19 protein-coding genes are annotated in these 23166 nt (G+C 62.9%); 8 read left to right on the top strand and 11 right to left on the bottom strand.

Features of this window, described 5'->3' with window-relative positions:
- Positions 1-18: 18 nt before the first annotated feature.
- The 4 genes from PQQ95_RS25830 to PQQ95_RS25815 all read left to right on the top strand — a co-directional run bounded on the left by PQQ95_RS25830 (position 19) and on the right by PQQ95_RS25815 (position 2988).
- Positions 19-573, top strand: coding sequence for a cytochrome b (locus PQQ95_RS25830; RefSeq protein ID WP_408442282.1), 555 nt, complete (start codon positions 19-21; stop codon positions 571-573).
- Between the two features lie 105 nt (positions 574-678).
- Positions 679-1242 carry a YceI family protein gene (locus PQQ95_RS25825; RefSeq protein WP_408442279.1) on the top strand — a complete coding sequence of 188 codons (564 nt, stop codon included), beginning with the start codon at positions 679-681 and terminating at the stop codon, positions 1240-1242.
- Between the two features lie 48 nt (positions 1243-1290).
- On the top strand, positions 1291-1869 hold the full coding sequence (locus tag PQQ95_RS25820; RefSeq protein WP_408442278.1) for a YceI family protein: 579 nt from the start codon (positions 1291-1293) through the stop codon (positions 1867-1869).
- 393 nt (positions 1870-2262) lie between these two features.
- Entirely contained in the window at positions 2263-2988 is a 726-nt protein-coding gene (locus PQQ95_RS25815) for a DeoR/GlpR family DNA-binding transcription regulator (protein WP_408442275.1), read from the top strand.
- Between the two features lie 67 nt (positions 2989-3055).
- On the opposite strand, the gene PQQ95_RS25810 is transcribed toward PQQ95_RS25815, so the two are convergent.
- The 7 genes from PQQ95_RS25810 to deoC form a co-directional block, all read right to left on the bottom strand.
- Positions 3056-4114, bottom strand: a complete 1059-nt coding sequence (locus PQQ95_RS25810) for an ABC transporter permease (protein WP_408442274.1) — start codon at positions 4112-4114, stop codon at positions 3056-3058.
- A 15-nt stretch (positions 4115-4129) separates the two neighbouring features.
- Positions 4130-5686, bottom strand: a complete 1557-nt coding sequence (locus PQQ95_RS25805) for a sugar ABC transporter ATP-binding protein (RefSeq protein WP_408442271.1) — start codon at positions 5684-5686, stop codon at positions 4130-4132.
- Between the two features lie 95 nt (positions 5687-5781).
- Positions 5782-6786 carry an autoinducer 2 ABC transporter substrate-binding protein gene (locus PQQ95_RS25800; RefSeq protein ID WP_408442268.1) on the bottom strand — a complete coding sequence of 335 codons (1005 nt, stop codon included), beginning with the start codon at positions 6784-6786 and terminating at the stop codon, positions 5782-5784.
- Between the two features lie 133 nt (positions 6787-6919).
- Entirely contained in the window at positions 6920-7975 is a 1056-nt protein-coding gene (locus PQQ95_RS25795) for an ABC transporter permease (protein WP_408442265.1), read from the bottom strand.
- A 34-nt stretch (positions 7976-8009) separates the two neighbouring features.
- Positions 8010-8975, bottom strand: coding sequence for a ribokinase (gene rbsK / locus PQQ95_RS25790; protein ID WP_408442262.1), 966 nt, complete (start codon positions 8973-8975; stop codon positions 8010-8012).
- A gap of 162 nt (positions 8976-9137) precedes the next feature.
- The gene (locus PQQ95_RS25785) at positions 9138-11531 is read right to left on the bottom strand and encodes an aldehyde dehydrogenase family protein (protein ID WP_408442260.1); all 2394 of its coding nucleotides are present in this window, start codon (positions 11529-11531) and stop codon (positions 9138-9140) included.
- Between the two features lie 16 nt (positions 11532-11547).
- Positions 11548-12558, bottom strand: a complete 1011-nt coding sequence (gene deoC / locus PQQ95_RS25780; protein WP_408442257.1) for a deoxyribose-phosphate aldolase — start codon at positions 12556-12558, stop codon at positions 11548-11550.
- Positions 12559-12808: 250 nt separating this feature from the next.
- Between deoC and PQQ95_RS25775 the strand changes: the two genes are divergently transcribed.
- From PQQ95_RS25775 to dinB, 4 genes are all read left to right on the top strand, one after another.
- Positions 12809-14443, top strand: coding sequence for a sugar ABC transporter ATP-binding protein (locus PQQ95_RS25775; RefSeq protein WP_408442254.1), 1635 nt, complete (start codon positions 12809-12811; stop codon positions 14441-14443).
- Positions 14440-15441 (top strand): ABC transporter permease, encoded by a 1002-nt coding sequence (locus PQQ95_RS25770; RefSeq protein WP_408442251.1) that lies wholly within the window; start codon positions 14440-14442, stop codon positions 15439-15441. The genes PQQ95_RS25775 and PQQ95_RS25770 overlap by 4 nt, the downstream gene beginning before the upstream one ends.
- 143 nt (positions 15442-15584) lie before the next feature.
- Entirely contained in the window at positions 15585-16730 is a 1146-nt protein-coding gene (locus PQQ95_RS25765; RefSeq protein WP_408442249.1) for a substrate-binding domain-containing protein, read from the top strand.
- A 327-nt stretch (positions 16731-17057) separates the two neighbouring features.
- Complete coding sequence (dinB, locus tag PQQ95_RS25760; RefSeq protein ID WP_408442247.1) at positions 17058-18224, top strand: DNA polymerase IV; 1167 nt, start codon at positions 17058-17060, stop codon at positions 18222-18224.
- On the opposite strand, the gene PQQ95_RS25755 is transcribed toward dinB, so the two are convergent.
- The 4 genes from PQQ95_RS25755 to PQQ95_RS25740 form a co-directional block, all read right to left on the bottom strand.
- Positions 18221-19645, bottom strand: a complete 1425-nt coding sequence (locus PQQ95_RS25755; protein WP_408442244.1) for a heavy metal sensor histidine kinase — start codon at positions 19643-19645, stop codon at positions 18221-18223. The genes dinB and PQQ95_RS25755 overlap by 4 nt on opposite strands.
- Entirely contained in the window at positions 19642-20328 is a 687-nt protein-coding gene (locus tag PQQ95_RS25750) for a heavy metal response regulator transcription factor (RefSeq protein ID WP_091802526.1), read from the bottom strand. Before PQQ95_RS25750 ends, PQQ95_RS25755 begins: the two co-directional genes overlap by 4 nt.
- A 78-nt stretch (positions 20329-20406) precedes the next feature.
- Positions 20407-21942 (bottom strand): efflux transporter outer membrane subunit, encoded by a 1536-nt coding sequence (locus PQQ95_RS25745; RefSeq protein ID WP_408442350.1) that lies wholly within the window; start codon positions 21940-21942, stop codon positions 20407-20409.
- Positions 21942-23165 carry an efflux RND transporter periplasmic adaptor subunit gene (locus tag PQQ95_RS25740; protein WP_408442241.1) on the bottom strand — a complete coding sequence of 408 codons (1224 nt, stop codon included), beginning with the start codon at positions 23163-23165 and terminating at the stop codon, positions 21942-21944. Before PQQ95_RS25740 ends, PQQ95_RS25745 begins: the two co-directional genes overlap by 1 nt.
- Between the last annotated feature and the right edge of the window lies 1 nt (position 23166).

Raw genomic sequence — 23166 nt, 5'->3', positions numbered from 1 at the left:
AACAGCGAGCATGAGCCAATGAATCCCCGTCCTTCAGATGTCGAGCACTACAGCGGCCCTGCCGTCGCATTGCACTGGTTAATCGCATTGCTGATCATCTGCGGCTTTTACATCGGCTGGATCATGACCGATATCCCGGGCTTCACGCCCACCAAGCTGAAGTACTTCTCGTGGCACAAATGGATCGGCGTGACGGTCTTCGTGCTGGCCGTGGTGCGCGTGCTGTGGCGCGCCACTCACCGCGCGCCGTCGCTCGACAGTGCGACACCCGCCTGGCAGAAGGCGGCAGCGCATCTCGTGCACGGCGTGCTCTACGTGCTGATGCTGGCGATTCCGCTGTCCGGCTACTTCTATAGTTCGGCCGCGGGCATTCAGGTGGTGTACCTCGGCATCGTGCCGCTGCCCACCTTCATCGGTCCGGATCAGGCGTTAAAGGCAAGCCTGCGCACGGTCCACGTGCTGCTCAATTACACGTTGCTGGCACTCGTTGCGATGCACGTGCTCGCGGCGCTCAAGCATCAATTCGTCGACCGTGACGGATTACTCGCACGGATGATTCCGTTCCTCAAATAACACTCGTATCAAGCGCGTATCAGGCGATTGGCTACGGGTTGTTGGCAATCTAATTCCCAACGGTGCGCAATGAGCGCGCGTGGGTTCGATAGGATGCGTACCACGATGAAATCAAACTTTTACCACTCCGTTCTGGCCGGCGTCGCCGCCCTTTCTTTCTTCGGCTCAGGCCTCGCGCATGCCGACGTCGACACGAGCAAAAGCAGCGTCATCGCCACGACGAAACAGATGAACGTGCCGGTGGACGGCAAATTCAGGAAGTTCTCGGCGCAACTCAATTTCGATCAGGCCAAGCCGACCGCCGGCAGCGCCAATGTATCGATCGACACCGGCAGCTACGACCTCGGCGCGGACGACTACAACAAGCAGGCCCAAGGCAAGGAATGGTTCGATAGCGCGACCTATCCGGCCGCGACGTTCGTCTCGAGCGCGATCGCGCCGGCCGGCGGCAATCAGTACAAGATCACCGGCAAGCTCACCATCAAGGGCAAATCGCAGACCGTCGTGGTGCCGGTCACCATCGCCAGCCAGGGCAATACGCAAACCTTCGACGGCACACTGCCGATCAAGCGTTCGCAGTTCGATGTCGGGACGGGCGAATGGAAAGACACGTCGGTGGTCGCCGACGAAGTCGTCATCAAATTTCACATCGTCGCTTCGAAGAAATAACTGGATACACCGAAGCGTCGCGTCACTTTCTGAAACCTGGAGAATCACTTGAAGAAACAACTTTTGCTCGCCGCAGGCGCGCTGGCTGCAGCCATGTCGTTCAACGCGATGGCCGCCGATACGTATCAACTCGACCCGACGCATACCTACCCGAGCTTCGAAACCGACCACTTCGGCGGCCTGTCGATCTGGCGCGGCAAGTTCAAGAAGAGCAGCGGTACGGTCGTGCTGGATCGCGCAGCGAAGACCGGCACGGTGGACGTGACGATCGATATGAGCTCGGTGGATATCGGTAACGACAAACTCGACGCGGAACTGGTCACGGACAAGTTCTTCGACGCCGCCAAGTACCCGACCGCGACCTACAAGGGCACGCAGATCCGCTTCGACGGCGACAAGCCGGTGGAAGTGATCGGCACGCTGACTCTGCATGGCGTGACCAAGCCGGTCAACCTGAAGATCGAGTCGTTCAAGTGCTTCATCAACCCGATGCTCAAGCGCGAAGTGTGCGGCACCGAATCGACCGCGACGTTCAATCGCGACGATTTCGGCGTCGACTTCGGCAAGACGTATGGCTTCAAGATGCAGACCACGCTGCATATTCAGGCTGAAGGTATCAAGCAATAATAGCGGGTCCCCTGCGGCTTGCGGCAGGTGGCGGAATAACGCGCCGCCTGCCCATTCGACGTCACCGCCATGCTGACTGTCGATTCATCCGAACAATTTGCACGGCGTGGCGCCGAATGCGCCAGACAACAAGGTCGAGCAGGTCGAGCGCTACAAGCTGTATCCGGTGGTGCAGATCGGCGTGAGCCATCGCTTCTAACCGGCACTTTTCCTGATTTCTCTGCAACGAGCCTTTAGCCCTTTGGGTTAAAGGCTTTTTCGTATTGCCGATGCGAGTTCAAAGACTTAAACAGGCTCGCCGCGCAGACGACCTCTTGTTATAATTCTCTCATCAACGCGAACAAAACATAACGCGCCTCTACACTGCGCTCCACACTGCGCGACAGGACCTCCATGCTGAAACCCGACCGCCTCCGCGCCCTCGCCGATGCGCTGGCCAAGCAGAACGTGATGCGCCTGCGCGACGCCGCCAGCCTGCTGGACGTGTCGGAGATGACCGTCCGGCGCGATATCGCAGGCAGTCCGGAACGATTCACGTATCTCGGCGGCTACATCGTCAGCGCGACCGACGTGCCCAACAACGCCGGCTATTCACTCGAAGAAGAGAAGGATCACTTCGCGCAGGCCAAGGCGGAAGCCTCCGCGCTTGCGGCAAAACTCGTCGTCGACCACGAAACGATCTTCATTGACTGCGGTACGACGCTCACCACGCTTGCGCGCCTGATTCCGCTCGACCGTCACGTCACCGTGGTTTGCTATTCGCTGAATGTGGCGGAGATTCTGCGGCGCAAGCCGAATGTACGGATGATTCTGCTGGGCGGCGTCTACGTGCCTTCTTCAGACTCGTTTGCGGGTGAAGAGAGTCTGGAGATGCTGCGCCGCATGGGCATCAACAAGGCGTTCATTTCCGCGGGCGGTGTGGATAGCGCGCGCGGCGTCACGTGCTGGAACTTTCACGAAGTCGCGCTCAAGCAGGCGGCCATGGCAAGTGCCGTCGAACGGCATCTGGTTGTGGATCAGAGCAAGTTCGGCGTCGTCAAGGCGGTACGTTTCTCGCAAATCGACGATTTCGATTCCATCATCACCGAGAAAGGCCAGGAGCACCGCAAGCGCAAATGAATGCGCTAGCGGCGCACGGTGCGCCGTGGCGCGGCCATGCGCCACAAGCGCGGTTCGCGTTCAGTCTTCAGCTTTTGCGTTGCAATGCGAACAGCGTCCCGGCAATCAGAATAAATGCGCCGATGATCACCTTCTGCCAGGTGCTCGGCACGCCGACCAGAATCAGCACGCTGTTGATCAGCGTAACCAGCGCCACGCCGAGCAAGGTGCCGGCCACCGTACCCGTCCCCCCTGTAATGCGCGCGCCGCCCAGAATCACCGCGGCGATCACGTCGAGTTCCGAGCCCACGAGATCGAACGGATTCGCGAGCCGGTTGTTCGATACATGCAGGATGCCCGCTATGCCGGCGAGCATGCCGGTATAGCCGAACACGAACAGATGGATCGCGCGCAGGTTGTAGCCGAGCCGCTCGGCAATGGCGAGGCTGCCGCCCATCGCATAGACGCCGCGCCCCATCATGGTCCGGTTCAACAGCCACCACGTGACACCGGCGGCCGCTACCAGCGCCAGCACCGAAACAGGCAGCACCGCGCGCAGACCGTCGTTGGTGTGATAGAAAAACAGCGGAATCCGGCCGAAGTGATCCATGCTGTGCGGAATGTTCATGAAGAACGTGGTGCCGATGAACGTCAGCAACAGGCCGCGATACAGATACTGCGTGCCGATCGTGACGATCAGCGAAGGCGCTTTCAACCGATGCACCAGCAGGCCGTTGATAAGCCCAAGCAGTACACCGCCCAGCGCGCCGGTGATCAGGATCAGCGCGAATGGCGCGTCCGGCCACCAGGCGAACACTGCCTTCGTGATGCCGTACATCGTCAGCGCGGCGATGGCCGTGAACGAGACGTCGATGCCGCCGGAGGCCAGCACGACGAGCGTGCCCAGCGCGAAAAGCGACATCGTGGTGGCCGAATGCAGCAGATCGAATAGCGTCGCGAGTTGAAAGAAGCGCGGATTGATCGCACCAACAATCAGGCACGTCGCCGCGATCAACGCGACGGTGAACCATTCGGGGTTGCGCGAGAGCCTGGCCCGCAAGGTGGGCGGCTTAACCTCGGGTGCGACTTCGACAACGGTCGGGGTAGTCATGGTCTGGTTCATGCGCGAAGGGATCCGCGAGTTCATGGGTATCGGCGTCCTTTATGCGGCTTCCGAAAGCAGCGCGTGATACAGATCGGCTTCGCTCAACGTGTCGGCCTGATATTCGCTGGCCACACGCCCCTTCTTCATCATCAGGATGCGGTCGCAGTTCTGCAACAGCTCGGGCAGGTCGTCGCTGATCAGAATGATGCCGATGCCGCGTTGCGACAGGCGCTGCATGATGCGGTAGATGATGTCCTTCGATCCGACGTCGACGCCGACCGTCGGTCCATGCAGAATCAGCACGCGCGGATCGATAGCGAGCCAGCGGCCGATCAGCACGCGCTGTTGATTGCCGCCCGAGAGCGACTGCACGGGTTTGTCCACGCCGGGCGTCGCGATCTGCAAATCTTTTACCGTCTGTTCCGCGAGCGCCTGCGCGCGCGTGCGATCGATCTGGCCGAAGCGATCCCGCAGGCTGGAGATCATCGCGGTGATCACGTTGTCGCGGATCGACTTGTCGAGAAACAGCCCTTCGTTGAGGCGATCTTCGGGCACGTAGCCGATACGATGATGTTTCGCGTCCGACGGTGTACGCAACGAAATCGCCTTGCCGTCGAGCAAGACCTGCCCCGCTTGCGCCGCCGCAACGCCCGCGAGCGCGCGCGCGAGTTCGTTGCGCCCCGAATCGAGCAAGCCGGTGACGCCGAGAATTTCGCCTCGATGCAGCATGAACGACACGTCGCTGAACTGGCCCGCGCGCGTGAAGCCCCGCACGTCGAGCACGACTTGCTGGTCAAACGCACCTTCACGATAGCGCTCGTTCGACAGATGGCGTCCCGTCATCAATTCGCTGATCTGCGCTTTGGTGAATTGTGCAATCGGTCCTTGCGCCATCTTCTGGCCGTCGCGCAGCACGATGACTTCGCCGCCGATCGCGTAACACTCGTCGAGCTTGTGGCTGACGAACAGCACCGTCACGCCTTGTGCGCGCAGATTGGCGAGCACGGCGATCAAGTTGTCGACTTCTTTCTGCGTGAGCGACGTGGTGGGCTCGTCCATGATGACGAACTTTGCCTCGCTGGCAATCGCGCGCGCAATGGCAACGAGCTGACGCGTCGCGAGCGGCAATTGCTCGATGAGGGTCGCCTGAAATTCGGCGTCGCCTGGCAGGCCGACCGATTCCAGCGCGCGCGCTGCCGTGCGTGCGAGCGCGCGCCGGTCGAACGTACGCGCTAGCCGGCCTTCGTGCGTGGCCAGTTCGGCGGTAAGCGCGACGTTTTCCGCCACGTTCATGTTTGGCAGCAACGAGAGATCCTGATAGACGGTTTCGATTCCTGCCGCCAGCGATTCCAGTGCGGACAGCCGTGCATGCCGAACGCCTTCGATCACGAGCTCGCCCTCGTCGGGCGGTTGCGCGCCGGAGATGATCTTGATCAGCGTGCTCTTGCCGCAGCCGTTTTCGCCGAGCAGGTGATAGATCTGTCCACGTTCGAACGACAGGCTCACCCCGCGCAATGCATGGACGCCGGTGAAACGCTTATGCACGCCGACCACTTGCAGGAACGGTTGCGAGGCGCCGGACTGAGGCTGCGGAGACGATACGTCTTGATTCATGATGGCGAGTCGCAAGTTAAGGCGTGCCCACACGGGCACGCCTTGAAGGAAGTCCCCCGGGAGGGACGCCGTGACACCTGAAGCAAAAAACCCGATCAGAACGGATACTGCTTGTAGTTCGACTTGTCGACGTTCACCCAGCCCTGGCCGCGCACGATGATCCCTTTACCCGGCCCTTTCGCGACAGTCACTTTCGTGTAACCCGGAATGCCAAGATCCGCGCCGTTCTCGACCGTCTTGCCGTCGATCAGCATCTGCGCAATCTTATTCATGGCGATACCCGCGAGCTTCGGATCCCAGAACGCAATGCCGTTGATCGCGCCGCTCTCGAGGAACTTGCCGGCTTCCGTCGGCAAGCCCGTGCCGTAGACGCAGATCTTGCCCTGCATGCCGGCTTCTTCGACCGCACGGCCAATGCCGATCACGTCGAGCGAGGACGAGCCCTGGAAGCCCTTCAGGTCAGGATGCTTGCGCAGCACTTCCTTGGCGACTTCATAGGCGCGCTCGCCGTCGTTATTGGTTTCGAGTTTCGGTTCGACCAGATCCATCTTCGGATATTTGGCCTTGGCGTTGCCGATCCCGCCGTCGGCCCATTGCACCTGCGAGCGGCTGCCCAGCGAACCGACCAGCGCCACCCACTTGCCGTCGCCGTGCATGCACGAGGCGAGACGCTCGTTCAGGCCGGCGCCATAGGCCGTGTTGTCGAATGCTTCGATATCGACCATCGTGTTCTTCGCGTTGTCGGCCTCATGGGTCACCACCTTGATGCCGCGATCCATGGCCTTCTTCAATGCCGGTTCGAGCGTCGGCGGATCGTAGGGCACCACGGCGATCGCGGTGACCTTTTTCGCAATCAGGTCTTCGATGATCTTCAGTTGCTGCGCCGCGTCCGCGCGGCCCGGACCGGTCTGATACGCGGTCACGCCCGGGTTGTCCTTCGCGAATTGCTTGACGCCGTCGTCCATCCGGTTGAACCAGTTGATGCCGGTCACTTTGACGACCGTGACGATCGTCTCGTTGGTTGCAGCTTGTGCAGCGGCGATCACGCCCACCGTCAGCGCGCCTGCTGCGAGCGCGGCACCCAGTCGAGTCAATTTCATGCGATGTCTCCTTTTCGTTCGATGTAGTTCGATGTAGTTCGATGTCGCCCCACTTCACCATCACGGACAGTCAGGGCCCGTTGTCCGCCGCGTACTGAAACCTGGGTTGCGTCTTTTAAGTCTGAGCGTCGCGCTAACGTTTCGGCGCCGTGCCGGAACTCGCTGCCTGCCCGCCACCACCACCGCCGCTAAAACCAAAGATCGCGCGCACCCGCTCGCCGCCCGCGAACGCGAGCGACAACAGCAACAGAAAACCCCACGCGCAATCGCCGAAAAACTGCGACACGCCCAGCAGATTGAACAGACTCGAGAGAAACTGCAGCACGGTTGCGGCAAAGAAGACGCAGATGATGCGGCCATGCCCGCCGGCGGGATTCACGCCGCCCATCACCGCGATCAGAATGGCGATCAGCAGATAGGAGTTGCCGTAATCCCATTTCGCACTGGAGGTATGCGTCGCGCTGATCAGCCCGGCCAGCGATGCAAGCACGCCGCACATGGCATACGTCGTGATCAGCATCCGCGCGCGCGGAATGCCGGCATAGAAGGCAGCCTTGGGGTTGGTGCCCATCAGATAGAGACGCAGGCCGAACGGGCTGCGTTTGAGCAACCAGCCCAGCACGATCACGGCCGCGATAAAGATGCAGAACGCGATCGGCACCTGAAACACCGTACCGTTGCCGATATTCGACAACGGGTCGACATAGTCGACATGCACCGAGGCGCCGTTGCTCAGCACCACGGCAAAACCCGTGAACAGCAATTGTGTGCCGAGCGTGCAGAGAATCGGCGTGAGGCGCAGACGCGCGATCACCACGCCGTTCAGAAGGCCGCCGAGCAGCCCCATCACCACTACGATCGCGCAGAAGAGCGAGGTATAGAGCGCGGGCGAATCGTCGCCGTTGACAAAGCGCGGCACGACGAGCGCCGCGACCATCCCGGACAGGTTCGCGAGCCCGACGCCGGACAGGTCGATCCCGCCGTTGCCCGACACCATCGACAGCATGATGCCAAGCGCGAGCAGACCGAGTTCGGGCAACTGTCCGCCCATCGATTGCAGGTTGTCGATATCGACGAATTGCCCATGCGAGAGCCACGTCGCGACCAGCACGACGAGGACGTTGACGATCAGCAGAAAATTCAGTTGCCGGTCGCCGAACATCTTTCCAGCGGTGAACGAGGACTTCATGGTAGGCACGATCTCCTTCAGCCTTCGCTAACAGTCAGGACAATGGCGAGGAGGCCTCGGCCGGCTGGTTCAACACGCGATTCACTTCGTCGAGTGTCGGCATGGAAGGCGCCGTGCCCGGACGCGTCACGGAAATGCCCGCGAGCGCGCAGCCGAAACGCAGCGCCGAGACGGGGTCGTCGCCGCGGGCGAGCGCTGCGGCGAAACCGCCCGTGAAGCCGTCGCCGGCGCCGGCGGTCTCCACCACGCGGCCGCAGTGATAGGCCGGTACGAGCACCGATTGGCTTGCCGAGTGCAGCAGCGCGCCGCCCTCTCCCAACGTGACGATGACCGCGCCGACACCTTTGGCGAGCAGCACATCAGCGGCGCGGCGAGCGTCGTCGGCGCTCGCGATCGGCACGCCGGTGAGCGCGGTGGCTTCGGTTTCGTTCGGGGTGAGGTAGTCGCACAACGGAAAGATGTCGTCGTCGAGCGGCAAGGCGGGCGCCGGGTTGAACACGGTGATGACACCGTGCCGGCGCGCCACTTCGAGCCCGCGGCGCGCGGCAGCAAGCGGCTGTTCGAGTTGCGTGACGAAGACGCGCGCAGCGGCGATATCGGCCTCGATTGCGTCGACGTCGGCTGCCTCCATCGTGCCGGCCGCACCGGAGGCGACGATGATCGCGTTCATGCCCGTGTTGTCGTCGACGAAGATATGCGCGGCGCCCGTGGATACGCCTTCGACCACCGAAGCACGCGCCGTGATGCCCTCAGCAGCCCATGTGGCGCGTGCAATCTCGCCGAACGCGTCGCGGCCGATGCGGGTGCAGAACACCACCTCGGCGCCGGCGCGCGCCGCCGCCACGGCCTGATTCGAGCCCTTGCCGCCCGGCCCCATCGCGAACGCCGTGCCCGCAATCGTCTCGCCGATCAGCGGCATACGCCCGGCACGAAACGTCAGGTCGGTGACATAGATGCCGAGAATGACGACACGCCCGTTTCGTTGCAAAGACGTGTTCATTCGCGTTCCCCTCGAAGCGCGTTCGTCGGGAAGCCTGCGTGCGGGGCACACGTTGCGCGCAGCCCCGCCGTATTCAATTGCAGATCCAGATGCTTCAGCACGTTGTCTCCTCCATTTTCTGGTTGGCGTGCAAGATGTTCAGGTGTGAGCGCCGGCGCCCGGTCAGTCTCCGTACGGTATCCAGATGTTCTTGACCTGGACAGCCTGACGCAGAAACGGCCGGCCTTCGCTCGAACGGTCGAACCAGTCGAACTGGCGGCCGTGATCGACGAACGTACGCTTCAGATTGCCGATCGACTCACGCTCGACCAGCGTCGAATCCGCCGCGTTGCCGAAACACCAGACGGCGTCGACGTCGTCGTGTTTGGCGAGCGCGGGAAGCAACGCACCGCGTTCACCCGTGACGATATTCAGCACGCCGGCCGGCACATCCGACGTTTCGGCAACCTGATAAAAATCGGTCACCGTGAGCGGACACGCCTCGCTCGGCAACACCACGACACGATTGCCCATGGCCAGCGCGGGCGCCGCCAGCGACACGAAGCCAAGCAACGGTGCTTCGTCCGGACAGGCGATGCCGATCACGCCGAGCGGCTCGTGCATGGCCAGCGCGACGCCGCGCAACGGCGGCGTATGCACGGCGCCGTCGAACTTGTCGGCCCACGCCGCGTAGGTGAAGAGACGCGCGATCGCGGCCTCGACCTCCGCGTGCGCCGCCGCGTCCGTCACGCCGGTTCTGATCACGAGTTGCCGCGCGAACTCGTCCGCGCGAATGGCCAGATTCTCGGCCAGATAGAACAGCACCTGGGCACGGTTATGCGTACTCGCCTGCGACCATTTCTGCGCCGCGCGCGCCGCTTCGACCGCGTTGCGAATGTCCTTGCGGTTACCCTCGCCGACTTCACCGAGCAACGTCCCATCCGGCGCATGAACCGGCAACGAATAACCGCTGTCCGGCCGCACCTGCTTGCCGCCGATGAAGAGCTTCGCGGTGCGATCGATCAGCGTGACATTCGATAACGGATCATGCTCGCCAGCGCCGTCTGCCGGTTCAGCACGCACGGCCTGACGGACCGCAAGATTGAGCCACGCACGCGGTTTCAGATATTCGTAGATGCCCTCACGGCCGCCTTCGCGGCCATAGCCCGACTCGCGATAACCGCCGAAGCCGACCGCCGCATCGAACAGATTGGTCGCGTTGATCCACACGACGCCGCATGCGAGGCGCGGCGCGATATCGAGCGCACGGCCAATAGTCTCGCTCCACACGCTCGCGGCGAGTCCGTAGCGAGAATTGTTGGCAAGCGCAATCGCCTCATCCTGCGTGCGAAAACTCATCGTGACCAGCACCGGTCCGAAGATTTCTTCCTGCGCCAAAGTGGAAGCCGGCGCCACGCCGGTGACGAGCGTGGGCGGATAGAAACAGCCGCCGGCGGGCATCGTCGTATCGGGCGACTGCCACACCGCACAGCCTTCACGCCGGCCGGTTTCCACCAGCGACTGGATGCGTTCGAGCTGCACCGGATCGACGATCGCGCCGATATCGATACTTTTATCGAGCGAGGTGCCGACGCGCAGCGTTTCCATGCGGCGCTTCAGCTTCGCGATGAAGCGCGCTTCGACGCCCTCCTGCACGAGCAGGCGTGAACCCGCACAGCAAACCTGCCCCTGGTTGAACCAGATCGCGTCGACCACACCTTCGACGGCGCCATCGAGATCCGCGTCGTCGAACACGATGAAGGGCGACTTGCCGCCAAGTTCGAGCGTCAGCGATTTGCCCGAGCCCGCCGTGGCCGCGCGAATCAAACGCCCCACTTCGGTCGAGCCGGTGAACGCGATCTTGTCCACCTGCGGATGCTCGACAAGCGCGGCACCGGTACGGCCGTCACCGGTCACAACGTTCAGCACGCCGACCGGCAAGCCGGCCCGATGCGCGAGTTCGGCGAACAGCAAGGCCGTGAGCGGCGTGTATTCGGCCGGCTTCAACACGACGCAGTTGCCCGTGGCGATCGCCGGTGCGATCTTCCACGCGAGCATCAGCAGCGGAAAATTCCACGGCACGATCTGCCCAACGACACCGAGTGGCGTGTAATCGGCGAATTCGCTCTCCTGCAATTGCGCCCAACCCGCGTGATGCAGGAAATGACGCGCGACCAGCGGCACGTCGATATCGCGTGTCTCGCGGATCGGCTTGCCGTTGTCGAGCGCTTCGAGCACGGCAAAGAGACGGCTATGACGCTGCACCATGCGCGCGAGCGCATACAGATGTCGCGCCCGTCCGGCGCCGCCGAGCGCGAGCCAGCCCGGCTGCGCGGCGCGCGCGGCCGCGACTGCCGCGTCGACGTCGGCCGCATCGCCCTGGGCGATCTCGGCGAGCCGGTCGCCCGTGGCAGGCGCGTGCGAAACGAAGTGCTCACCGGCGGCCGGCGCATGCCACGCCCCGCCGATGAAATGCCCGAAGCTCGCCTCATGTTGCGCGAGCCAGGCGCGCGCGGGCTGATCGTCCTCGGGTGCGGGACCGTACTCCATCGATGAAAAATACTCGGCTACGCTCATGGGATCGGTCTTCTGTTCAGGCTACGGGGTGACGGTTGAAAGCGGAGTAACGGCCGCTCACGTGATGTTCGAGCTGGCGTTCGATATCGGCCAGCAGGCTCGATGCGCCGATACGGAACAGCTCCGGCTCGAGCCACGGGCGGCCGAGCTCTTCCTTCATGAGAATCTGATAGGACAGCACCGACTTCGCGCTCGACACGCCGCCCGCCGGTTTGAAGCCGATCGGCACGCCGGTGCGCTCCTGGTACTCGCGAATCATGCGCACCATCACCAGCGAGACGTCGAGCGTCGCGTTGACGCCTTCCTTGCCGGTCGACGTCTTGATGAAGTCGGCGCCGGCCATCATGCAGACCATCGAGGCGCGCGCCACATTGGAGAGCGTGCGGATATCGCCGGTCGCCAGAATCGCTTTCAGATGCGCCGGGCCGCAGGCTGCGCGGAAGTCGCGCACTTCGTCGTAGAGCGCCTGCCAGTTGCCGGTCAGCACATATTCCCGCGTGACGACAATATCGATTTCCTGCGCGCCGTCCGCCACCGAAGCCTCGATCTCTTTCAGCTTCAGCGGATGAGGGATCAGCCCGGCGGGAAATCCCGTCGACACCGCCGCGACCGGAATGCCGCTGCCCTGCAGCGCATCCACCGCCGCCGCAACGAAACGGTGATAAACGCAGACCGCCCCCGTCGTGATGCCTTGCGGCGCGATGCCGAGCGCTTCGAGCAGATCGGCCCGCACCGGTTGACGCGCCTTCGCGCACAGACGGCGCACGCGGCCTTCGGTGTCGTCGCCGTTGAGCGTGGTGAGGTCGATGCAGGTGACGGCCTTCAGCAGCCAGGCTGCCTGCGCGTCTTTCTTGACGGTACGGCGCGTGGCGAGCGTCGCCGTGCGCCGTTCGACCGCCGACTGGTTGACGCGCAAGCCGTCCAGCCAGGACGCGTCGAACGGCATGCCCGGATTGCGCACCGGGTGAATGAGCGGGCCGCCGCGCAGCGCGACGACCGAAGAAGAAAGCACAGGGGCTTCAGGCATAAGGCATCCGAAAATTTGATGCGACGCACAACAGCCGCCGACAATTTGTTCCCACTTATGCTACAACGATTGATAGAATCATAACAAGCATTACGATTCAATCATCACATAAACAGGGCTTCTAACCCTGTCTGAGCCGCCGATGTTATTGACGCACCATATTCATGATGCGAAGATCACAACGCAGCGTTGGCCGATAGCACCATACAAAGACAAGAATCTCGTCGTATCGACGAAGGAGACATGCCAGATGAGTGAGCCGGTTGCGGTCGCGGCCGCGTCATCGCCTCAGGTTCCATTGATCCGTGTTGCGGGCGTCACCAAGCGATTTGGCGGCGTGCAGGCGCTGCGCGGCGTCAGCCTCGACGTGTTGCCCGGCGAAGTGCACGCCTTGCTCGGCGAAAACGGCGCCGGCAAATCCACGCTGATCAAGATCCTCAGCGGCGTTCACACCTATGACGACGGCGTCGTCGAGATCGATGGCCGGAAAGTGGCGTTCGAATCGCCGGCGCGATCGCGTGAAGCGGGCGTTGCCGTGGTCTACCAGGATCTGAGCCTTGTCGAATCGCTGTCGGTCGGCGCCAATCTGATGCTGGGGCGCGAGCCTCGCACGCGGCTCGGCTTTGTGAAGAACCGCCAGCTCATGGCAACGGTCCGTGAATTTCTCCACTCGCACGGCATCCCGCTCGACCCGCGCACCGCCGTTGGCGCGTTGCCGTTCGCGTACCGGCAAATGACTGAAATCTGCAAGGCGCTGATGGGCGACGTGCGGGTTCTGATCCTCGACGAACCCACCTCGGCGCTGACAGGCGGCGAAGAGCAGATTCTGTTCGACGCGATTCGCGCGGTCACGAACCGTGGCGTGGGCGTGATCTACGTGACGCATCGCTTGAACGAGGTGTTCCGGATTTCGCAGCGCGTCACCGTGTTCCGCGATGGCGCCAATGCCGGCACGTTCTCGACGGCTAAAACCGATATGAAACAACTGGTCGCGGCGATCGTCGGTCCCGGCCATGCCGCGTTGCAGGCGCGGGAGAGGACGGCTGTCGGCGGTAGCGGTGATGAGACTGTTACTGGGCGCTCAGCGACGGCCGCAACGAATGCCGCAGCCGTCCCTATTCTCAAGTTGTCGCATGTGAGCAACGACAGGCTTCATGACGTCGACCTCACGGTTCGTCCTGGCGAGATCCACGGGCTCGCGGGATTGATCGGCAGCGGGCGCACGGAAATTCTGCAAACCATCTTTGGCATTCGCAAAATCGAGGCGGGCGCCATCGAGATCGGTGGTCAGTCCCGTTCGCGTATCACGCCTGCAGAAGCCATCCAGTTCGGCGTAGCGCTAGTGCCGGAGGATCGTCATCTCGAAGGGCTCGTCCTCGATCATTCGATCGAACGCAACCTGACCTTGCCGCGGCTGCCGCAATTTTCTCGCTGGGGATGGCTGCGCAGTCAGGCAGCCGTCAACCAGGCGAAGCGTTCGATGAAAGAACTCGCCGTCAAGGCACCCAGTTCGTCGACCGCGGTCAAGTTTTTATCCGGCGGCAACCAGCAGAAGGTGGTCTTTGCAAAGTGGAATCATCCGCGCCCCACGCTGCTTTTACTCGACGAACCGACTGTCGGCGTCGACGTCGGCGCACGCGAGGAGATTTACGGCGTGGTCCATGACGCCGCGCGAGCGGGCACCGCCGTGCTCGTCGTGTCATCGGATCTCGATGAATTGTTGCGCCTGTGCGGCCGGGTTTCGATCGTCGCGGACGGCTCCATCGTCAAGACCGTCGAGCGCGCCGAACTGGCCAACGCCGAAGCGCTGCATCACCTGATCCAACTGTCCCGTTCTTCCATTGAGTCCCTCGAAGGGACGTCCGCCGGAGCGCACGCAATATGAACGACTCTGTCTCGCCGCTGACGGCTAAACGGCAGGCATCGCCACCGCAGAAAAGCCGTATGCGGCGCCTCGCGCAACTCCTTCTGCAAGGCGACCGGCCCTACGCGCTCTACGGCGCGTTCGCGATCCTGCTGGTGGTGTTCAGCTTCGCTTCGCCGTGGTTTCTGTCCATCGACAATTTCCTGAATATCGGCCGGCAAACCGCCCTCGTGTCGATCGTCGCCATCGGCATGACCTTCGTGATCATTGCGCGGCAGATCGATCTGTCGGTGGGGTCGACCCTGGCGCTGTCGGGGATGTCCGCGGCGCTCGCCATGTCGCACATCGGCGACAACTGGATTATCGGCGCGATGGCCGGCATCGGCACCGGCGCCATCGTCGGCGCGATCAACGGGGTCGTGACCACGCGGCTGAACATTCCCTCGTTCCTGGTGACGCTCGGCACGTTGAGCGCAGCCCGCGGACTCGCCCTGATGGTGACGACAACCCGGCCCGAAATCATCACCAACGACTCGTTCATCGCGATCTTCGGCGAAGGCGATATTGCCGGGGTGCCGGTGCCGATCATCTGGACCGCGCTGACCGTGATTGCCGGCATCCTGCTGCTGCACTACAGCGTGTTCGGCAGGCAGATCTATGCGGCCGGCGGCAATCCGACTGCCGCGCTCTACTCCGGCATCAACACGCGGCGCGTAACCACGCTCGCGTTCATTCTCACCGGCGCGCTGGCCGGGCTCGCGGCGCTCGTGCTCGCCGCGCGCTCGCATGCCGCGCGGCCCGACGTCGTGCAAGGACTCGAACTCGATGTGATTGCTTCCGTGACGCTCGGCGGCTGCAGCCTGTTCGGCGGCCGCGGCTTCGTGCTCGGCACGCTGCTCGGCAGTCTCATCATCGGCACGCTCAATAACGGGCTGGTTCTGCTCGGCGTCAGTTCATCGCTGCAGTTAGTGATCAAGGGCGCCATCATCGTCGCGGCAGTGGCCTTTACCAGGAAGTAACGAAGAAGTACGCCAGGAAGTACGCCAAAAAAGCACACCAAAAAGCACTGAAAGCACATCGGTCACGCGCAATCTCACGTGCCCGCGTTGTTCGTGAATGGCAGGAGACGTAACACAAACATGAAGACCAATGGAGAAGAATCATGAAACATCGTCGTGGCTCAGCAAGTGTTCTACCCACTCTCATGGCGGCGGCCGCCGTCGTGGCGCTGGCGTCGTCAGGCGCCTACGCGCAATGCGTGACCAGCCTGCCGGCCGGTTCGATCGGACCGAAGACGATCGTCGGGCAAGGGCCGAACGGCGAGAAAGCCGCTTCGGTGGATGCCGTGAAGCTGAGCGACGCCGACATCGCCAAAATCAAGGCCGGCAAATTCAAGGTCGGTATTTCGATGCAGACCATGAATCTCGACTGGTCGCAATTGCAGGTGCAAGGCATTACGGACACGCTCAAAAAATACGGCGTGGAAGTGATCGGCACGGCTTCGGCGGAATACCAGGTCGACAAGCAGATCGCGGATATCGAGAACACCATCCAGCGCCATCCGGACGGCATCATCTCCATTCCGGTCGACGGCACGGCAACGGCCGCCACCTACAAGAAAGTATCCGAGGCCGGCATCAAACTCGTGTTCATGGACAACGTGCCGACCGGCCTCAAGCATCCTGAACAATACGCGGCGATGATTTCCGCCGACAGCGAAGGCAATGGCCAGATCGCGGCGAAAGTGCTTGCCTCGTGCGTCCCGCAGGGCGCCACGATCGGGCTCGTGAATTTCGGCGTGGATTACTTCAGCACAACGGAACGCACCAAGGCCGTCAACGACTGGATCAAGAAGAATCGTCCGGACATCAAGGTCAAACAGGTCGCGTTTACGGACCCATCGAAAGTCGGCCAGATCGCGGGCGATTTCCTCACCGGGAATCCGGACGTGAAGGGGCTGTTCGCCGTGTGGGATCAACCGGCGCTCGACACGCTGACGTCGATGCGTGCGCAAGGTGTGAACATTCCTGTCACCACGGTCGATCTGGGCCTTCAGTCCGCGATCGAAATTGCCAAGGGCGGACCGCTCAAGGCAACCGGCTCGCAACGCCCGTACGATCAAGGCGTGGCCGAAGCCATGGCGATGATGAAGGCGCTGATTGGACAAACACCGCCAGCGTGGATCGGCGTGCAGTCTCTGCCGGTGGTTCAGTCGAACGTGCTCGAGTCTTATAAGACGGTGTTCAAGAAGGACCCGCCGCCCCAGCTAGCGGATGCATGCAAGAAGGCCAAGCCGGCTTGTGGGTAAAGCTTGTGGGAGGCGGTTGTAGGTAATGCCCGCAGGTAATGCTTGTGGCTTGCGGGCAATGCTTGTGAGTAACGCCACGCATGAATGATCCGGGCGCCCTTCCAGCGCCCGGATGAACATAGCTACTTGTGACCTCGTTGTGAGCCCCTCCACCGCAGCACCTTGCCCAGCGGAGCAAGGTACTATTACGGTTTGACGTCCGCCGTGCCGCGCACCGGTTGCGCGAATGCGGACGCCCGGCGCAGCAAGCCGCCCTACGACAGGGCAACGGCCATGCGCGTCGACTGTTATGCTCGCTGCCCGCGCCGTCACCCGTTTCCGCCATCCATGAGTTCTGCAAGCCACCACATCGCGCACCTGGACATGGACGCGTTCTACGCGTCCGTTGAGCTCTTGCGCTATCCCGAACTACGCGGCAAGGCGGTGGTGATCGGCGGCGGACGCAACGGTGTGCCACAAACGCTTGAAGACGGCAGCCGCCGCTTTGCGAAGCTGCGCGACTATGCGGGCCGCGGCGTGGTGACCACCTCCACCTACGAAGCCCGCGCGCTCGGCGTCTTCTCGGCGATGGGCATGATGAAAGCCGCCATGCTCGCGCCGGACGCGATTCTGCTGCCCACGGATTTCGAGTCGTATCGCCACTACTCGCGCCTGTTCAAGGCGGCGGTCGCCACCTTCACGGACCGGATCGAAGACCGCGGCATCGACGAAATCTATATCGATCTCACCGACTTGCCGGGCGAGCCGCGCGAGATCGCCGCGCGCATCAAGCAGGCCGTCAATCAGGCGACCGGTCTCACCTGCTCCATCTGCGTGGCGCCCAACAAGCTGCTGGCGAAGATCGGCTCCGAACTCGACAAACCCAACGGCCTCACGATCCTCACACCTGCGGACGTGCCGTTGCGCGTCTGGCCGTTGCCGGTGCGCAAGGTCAATGGAATCGGGCCGAAGGCCGCGGAAAAGCTCACCGCGCTCGGCCTCGCCACGGTCGGCGATCTGGCGGCGGCGGACGCGGGTCTGCTGCAGGACCACTTCGGGCGCAGTTACTCGGCGTGGCTCATGCAAGTCGCGCAAGGCTACGACGAGCGGCCGGTGGTGGTCGAATCGGAGCCCAAGTCGATGAGCCGTGAGACGACCTTCGAACGCGATCTGCATCCACGTCATGACCGCCCGGCGCTGTCCAGTTCGTTTACCGGCTTGTGCGTGCGGGTCGCGGAAGATCTGGTGCGCAAGGGCTATGTGGGCCGCACCGTGGGCATCAAGCTGCGCTACGACGACTTCCGCACGGTCACGCGCGACCTGACGCTCGACGAACCGACCGCCGACGCCACCGAAATCCGGCGCGCCGCAACCGAGTGTCTAAGACGGGTGGAATTGAACCGCAAGCTGCGGCTGCTAGGCGTGCGCGTGAGCGCCTTGACGCCGGCCAACGCGCAACCGGCAAAGCAGCGCATACCGGTTCAGGCCGACTTGCCGTTTACCGGCGACGATTAACCCGCTGCTTCCGCAGGAACACCGGCATTCGCACGCACCGGCGGCAGGATAGTTTCCACACTCGACGCCGCGATCGAAAACGCAAACGTATTGATCCCGTTCGCGCTTTCCACCGACACCGTGCCGCGATGCATCTCGGCAATTGCCTTCACGATCGCGAGACCCAATCCGTGGTTTTCGCGGCTATTGGTGCGAGACGCTTCCGCGCGATAGAAGCGGTCGAACAGGTGTTCGAGCACGGCCGGCTCGATCGGCTCGCCCGGGTTGGCCACCGCTACGCGCAACTGATTGGCCACCTCCGAGATCGTCACCGTAATCGCCGCGCCAGGCGCGCAGTGCTGGATCGCGTTCATCAGCAGATTCGTGCAGGCGCGGCCGAACAGCGAGCGGTTCACCCGCGCCACCGCATCGCCGCGCAATTGCGCATGCACCCGCGCTTCTTCCAGCGGAATCTCCAGAAACTCCAGCGTATGCGCGACTTCCGCGGCGAGCGACACTTCGACGAGGCCCGTTGCGCGCTCACCCTGATCGGCGCGAGCGAGGAACAGCATGTCGTTGATGATCGCGCGCATCCGTTCGAACTCTTCGAGATTCGATTGCAGCGTATGGCGCAGATCGTCGACCGAACGGTTACGTGTCAGCGCCACTTCGGTCTGGCCGATCAGAATCGTCACCGGCGTACGCAGTTCATGGGCGACGTCCGCGTTGAACGATTCGAGGCGGCCGTATGCACCGTCCAGACGTTCGAGCGCACCGTTGAACGAGTTGGCCAGATCGTTCAACTCGGGTGGCAGCGAGGCCGTGTTCAGCCGCTGCGAGCGGTTATTCGGACTCACCGCGGACGCATCTCGCGTCAGGCGCGTCAACGGCGCGAGGCCGAGCCGCGTCACCGAGTAACTCAGCAGCAGCACGGCAAGACTGCCCAACGCGGACAGCGCGGCGAGCGCCGCGCCGAATACGCGCATGGTGCGGGTGTTCGGCGAACAGCTGGCGGCGACCTGCAATTGCACGGGTGGGCGGGCCCCGTAAGCCGGTATCGTGACCGCGATGGTCAGCATGTCCGCGCCGCCGCCGACCGGCGAAACCCTCGTGTAGCCGCCGGGCCAGCTCGACACCACGGGCCCTTCGATGGGCTTGCCATATTGGAAATACGGATCGGTGCTCGACACCGCATACACGGTGCTGCCGTCGTGCGGCATCATGTCGGTGAGTTTTTCGCGGGCCATGCGCCACTTCTCCGGCGTCACCGCATGATAGACGATGATGCGCGCGATCTCGGTGCGGTCGTCGAGCGACTCACGCAAATGGTGTTCGAGTTGCGTGCGCAACACCAGAAACAGGCCGGTGCCGACCAGCGTGAACACCAATAGCGCCACGAATGCGAACATCAACGCAAGGCGGCGCGCGATTGAACGGTTCATGATTGCTCTGCCTCTTCACGCACTTCGAGCACGTAGCCCATTCCGCGCACGGTGTGCAGCAGCTTCGAGGAAAACGGGCCGTCGAGCTTGGCGCGCAGCCGTTTGATCGCGGTTTCCACCACGTTCGTATGGCTGTCGAAGTTGACGTCCCACACGAGTTCGGTAATGGCGGTCTTCGACAGGATATCCCCTTGCCGGCGCGCCAGCACGCTCAGCAACTGGAATTCCTTGGCGGTCAGATCGAGGCGCACGCCGTCGCGGGTGGCGCGCCGGCCGATCAGATCGACGAACAGATCGCCGACGGAAATCAGCGTCGACTCCTGCGAACGCGTGCGGCGCGCCAGCGCGTGCAGCCGCTCGACCAGTTCGAGAAAGGAAAAGGGTTTGGTGAGGTAGTCGTCGGCGCCTTCGCGCAGACCGCGCACGCGGTCGTTCACGTGGTCGCGGGCGGTCAGCATGATGACCGGCGTCGACTTGCGCATGCGCAACGCCTTCAGCACGCTGAAGCCGTCGCGTTTGGGCAGCATGACGTCGAGGACGATGACGTCGTAATCGAATTCAGTGGCCAGATGCATGCCTTCCTCGCCGTCGAGCGCAACGTCGACAACCCAGCCCTGCTCTGTCAAGCCGGAGCGCAGGTAGTCCACCACCTTGTGCTCGTCTTCAACGATCAGCAATTTCATGCGCGTCCCCTTGTATCTGCATTATACGAAACGCCTCGTTTTCCTTTTTCCTGTCTGGCCGTGTCATTGTCGGGCGGCTCACTTCGCGGGAGCCATCGCCTCCTTCGTGTCCGCTGTATTCGAGGCATTGACGGACGGCTGCGCGCCCGCTACGTCCGTGCCGGCATCCCAGCCGCCGCCCAGCGCCTTCACCAGGGAAACCGAGAGGGTCATCTGCTGGCCGTGGATCTGCACGTCCTGACGCTCGCTGGTGAGCAGCGACTGCTGCGCGGTGATGACGTCGAGGTAGGCGACGAGGCCGCCCGAATAACGGTCGTTGGCAAGCGCCAGCAAATGCTGCGCATCGGTCACCGCCTCGTGCGACTGCTTCGACGCGCCGTCCAGTACCGACAGCCCTGTGATGCCGTCCTGCACCTGCTGGAACGCGTTGAGCACGGTCTGCCGGTAGGTCGCCTCGGTGGCCTTGTAGCCTTCGCTTGCGAACTGCACATTCGCCGCCCGGCGGCCGCCGTCGAACAACACCTGCCCGACTGCCGCGCCGAGCGTCCACATCAGGGTCGGCGCGCTCAACAAGCTTGCGAACTGCGTGCTTTCCCAACCGATGCTCGGCGTCAGCGTCAGGCTGGGGAAGAACGCCGCCTTGGCGACGCCGATCTGCGCATTGGCCGCGGCCATCGCGCGCTCCGCCGAGGCGATATCCGGACGGCGTTGCAATACGTCGCTCGGCAAACCCAGCGGAATCGACGGCACCTGCACGGCAAGCACCTTGGATTCGATGGTGAACTGCGGCGCGGGCACACCAACCAGCGCGGCAATCGCATGTTCAAACTGCGCGCGCTGATTCAACAGGAGTTGCGCCTGCACGCGCGTCGAATCGAGAAGCGATTTCTGCTGCAACACGTCGAGCCCGGACACCGAGCCGAGATCGTGCTCGGTCGTGACGTAATCGAGCGCCTTTTGCTGCAGTTTCACCGACTGATTCAGCACGTCGATCTCGGCGTCGAGTTCACGCAGTGAGAAATAGTCGGTGGCGAGATCGGTGGTGAGGACGAGCCGTGCGTTGGCGAGATCGTCAGCCGATTGCTGCGCGGAGGCCGCGGCGCCTTCCACTTCACGACGTATCCGGCCGAATAGATCGGTGTCGTAGTTGATCGTCGGACCGAGTTGCACGTTGTTCTGTACCGTCGACGTGGTCGGCGTGCCGTAGTTGGTCAGCGGGCGATCATGTGAAATCCTGAAGCGCGACCCGGACGCGCCCAGATCGACTTCAGGAATCTGCTGCGCGCTGGTGTTCGCCAGCGTCGCTTTGGCCTGCGCATAGTGCGCGCTCGCCGCAGCCAGTGTCTGATTCTGCGCGAGCGCCTGCGTTTCCAGCGTACCGAGCGTCGGATCGCCGAAGGCGCTCCACCAGTCCAGCGAAATCGGCGCGTGTGAAGGCGCCGCGACGCGCCAGTACGAATCAGTTTGCCACGTCGGCGGCACCTCGGCTTGCGGCCGCTGATAATCCGGACCGACCGTACACGCGCCCAGCAACGCCGCACTCGCGGTGGCCGCCAGCGTCACAAGGGACGTTAGCGTTGTTCGTGCCCGATAAGCGCCCGCCTGCTTCGCGATCACGACGCCCCCTTGCCGTTTTTCTGCGGCTGCGTGATCTGCACGTGATCGCCGTCCGCGATCGAATCGCTAGGGTTGATGATGACCTTGTCGTTCGCTTCGATCCCGCTTTCGATTTCCAGCGACTGCCCCAGGTCCTGCGCGATCACGATCTTGCGCAGCGCCACAGTGCCGTTCGCATCGACCACCGCGACTCGCGGACCTTCGGCGCGGAACAGCAACGCATTGCCCGGCACCATCAATTGCGCATGGGCCACCGCCGGCACCGACACCTGCACGTACGCACCAGGCCGCAGCTTGTCGTCGGGATTCGGCAGGGTCACTTCGACTTGCAGCGAGCGCGTCGGCACGTCGATCGCGCCGGAGATGTGCGTGATCGTGCCGTGGAACTGCTGACCCGGCAATTCAGCTTGCGTGACCACCACCTTCTGCCCGACCGACACGTTTTGCGCGTAGGCCTGCGGCAGTTGTACATAGACCCGCAACGGATCCGACTGCGCCAGCGCGAACAACGCACGGCTCGTGCCGCTGCCCGCGTCGATCAGATCGCCGACGTCGACATTGCGCTGCGTGACCACGCCCGCAAACGGCGCGACGATACGCTTGAACGATTCGAGTTGCTGCAGGCGTTTCACGTTGGCGTCGGCGGCGGCGAGATTGGCGACATCCTGTGTGTAGGTGCTGCGCCGCTCGTCGAGTTCCTGCTGCGAGACCGCATCGCGTTGCCGCAATTGCTGCCAGCGTTCCATCGAGCTTTTCGCAAGGCCCAGGCTCGAACTGGTTTGCTCGCGCTGGGCCAACGCCTGCGCGAGTTCCTGATCGATCTCAGGCGTATCCAGATCGGCGAGCAACTGCCCCTGCTTCACGCGCGTGCCGATATCGGCGTACCAGTGCAGCAGATAACCAGTGGAGCGCGCGTAGATCGGCGATTCGACAAAGCCGCGCAAGGTGCCTGGCAACAGGGTGTTGCCACCTCCTTCCGCTTGCGTCGGGCTCACCACGTTCACATACTGCGTGGCGTTCTGCCGGGTCGTCTCGGCGACCGAGCGGTTTTGCAGCACATTCGCGATCACCGTGCGCAACGCGCCCACGGCGAGCAGCGCCAGCACGATCCAGATAGCGATTTTGGCGCGCTTCCATTCGCGATGGCGCGGCGGCAAGACGTGGCCGCCTTCGGTCTCTCGCGCGGGAATCGCCAGCGATGCATGGGTTTTTTCGGTCATC

Source organism: Paraburkholderia caffeinilytica (assembly GCF_046030355.1).
Taxonomy (GTDB): Bacteria; Pseudomonadota; Gammaproteobacteria; order Burkholderiales; family Burkholderiaceae; genus Paraburkholderia; species Paraburkholderia caffeinilytica_B.
This window is presented reverse-complemented; position numbering and strand designations above follow the sequence as displayed.

What these genes read in the sequence shown, in the direction of transcription:
- PQQ95_RS25750 (WP_091802526.1), bottom strand. Translation starts at nt 20,328, where the DNA reads ATGAAATTGCTGATCGTTGAAGACGAGCACAAGGTGGTGGACTACCTG.
- PQQ95_RS25815 (WP_408442275.1), top strand. Translation starts at nt 2,263, where the DNA reads ATGCTGAAACCCGACCGCCTCCGCGCCCTCGCCGATGCGCTGGCCAAG.
- PQQ95_RS25810 (WP_408442274.1), bottom strand. Translation starts at nt 4,114, where the DNA reads ATGAACTCGCGGATCCCTTCGCGCATGAACCAGACCATGACTACCCCG.
- PQQ95_RS25830 (WP_408442282.1), top strand. Translation starts at nt 19, where the DNA reads ATGAATCCCCGTCCTTCAGATGTCGAGCACTACAGCGGCCCTGCCGTC.
- PQQ95_RS25785 (WP_408442260.1), bottom strand. Translation starts at nt 11,531, where the DNA reads ATGAGCGTAGCCGAGTATTTTTCATCGATGGAGTACGGTCCCGCACCC.
- PQQ95_RS25800 (WP_408442268.1), bottom strand. Translation starts at nt 6,786, where the DNA reads ATGAAATTGACTCGACTGGGTGCCGCGCTCGCAGCAGGCGCGCTGACG.
- rbsK (WP_408442262.1), bottom strand. Translation starts at nt 8,975, where the DNA reads ATGAACACGTCTTTGCAACGAAACGGGCGTGTCGTCATTCTCGGCATC.
- PQQ95_RS25775 (WP_408442254.1), top strand. Translation starts at nt 12,809, where the DNA reads ATGAGTGAGCCGGTTGCGGTCGCGGCCGCGTCATCGCCTCAGGTTCCA.
- PQQ95_RS25825 (WP_408442279.1), top strand. Translation starts at nt 679, where the DNA reads ATGAAATCAAACTTTTACCACTCCGTTCTGGCCGGCGTCGCCGCCCTT.
- PQQ95_RS25805 (WP_408442271.1), bottom strand. Translation starts at nt 5,686, where the DNA reads ATGAATCAAGACGTATCGTCTCCGCAGCCTCAGTCCGGCGCCTCGCAA.
- PQQ95_RS25740 (WP_408442241.1), bottom strand. Translation starts at nt 23,165, where the DNA reads ATGACCGAAAAAACCCATGCATCGCTGGCGATTCCCGCGCGAGAGACC.
- PQQ95_RS25755 (WP_408442244.1), bottom strand. Translation starts at nt 19,645, where the DNA reads ATGAACCGTTCAATCGCGCGCCGCCTTGCGTTGATGTTCGCATTCGTG.
- deoC (WP_408442257.1), bottom strand. Translation starts at nt 12,558, where the DNA reads ATGCCTGAAGCCCCTGTGCTTTCTTCTTCGGTCGTCGCGCTGCGCGGC.
- dinB (WP_408442247.1), top strand. Translation starts at nt 17,058, where the DNA reads ATGAGTTCTGCAAGCCACCACATCGCGCACCTGGACATGGACGCGTTC.
- PQQ95_RS25765 (WP_408442249.1), top strand. Translation starts at nt 15,585, where the DNA reads ATGAAACATCGTCGTGGCTCAGCAAGTGTTCTACCCACTCTCATGGCG.
- PQQ95_RS25770 (WP_408442251.1), top strand. Translation starts at nt 14,440, where the DNA reads ATGAACGACTCTGTCTCGCCGCTGACGGCTAAACGGCAGGCATCGCCA.
- PQQ95_RS25795 (WP_408442265.1), bottom strand. Translation starts at nt 7,975, where the DNA reads ATGAAGTCCTCGTTCACCGCTGGAAAGATGTTCGGCGACCGGCAACTG.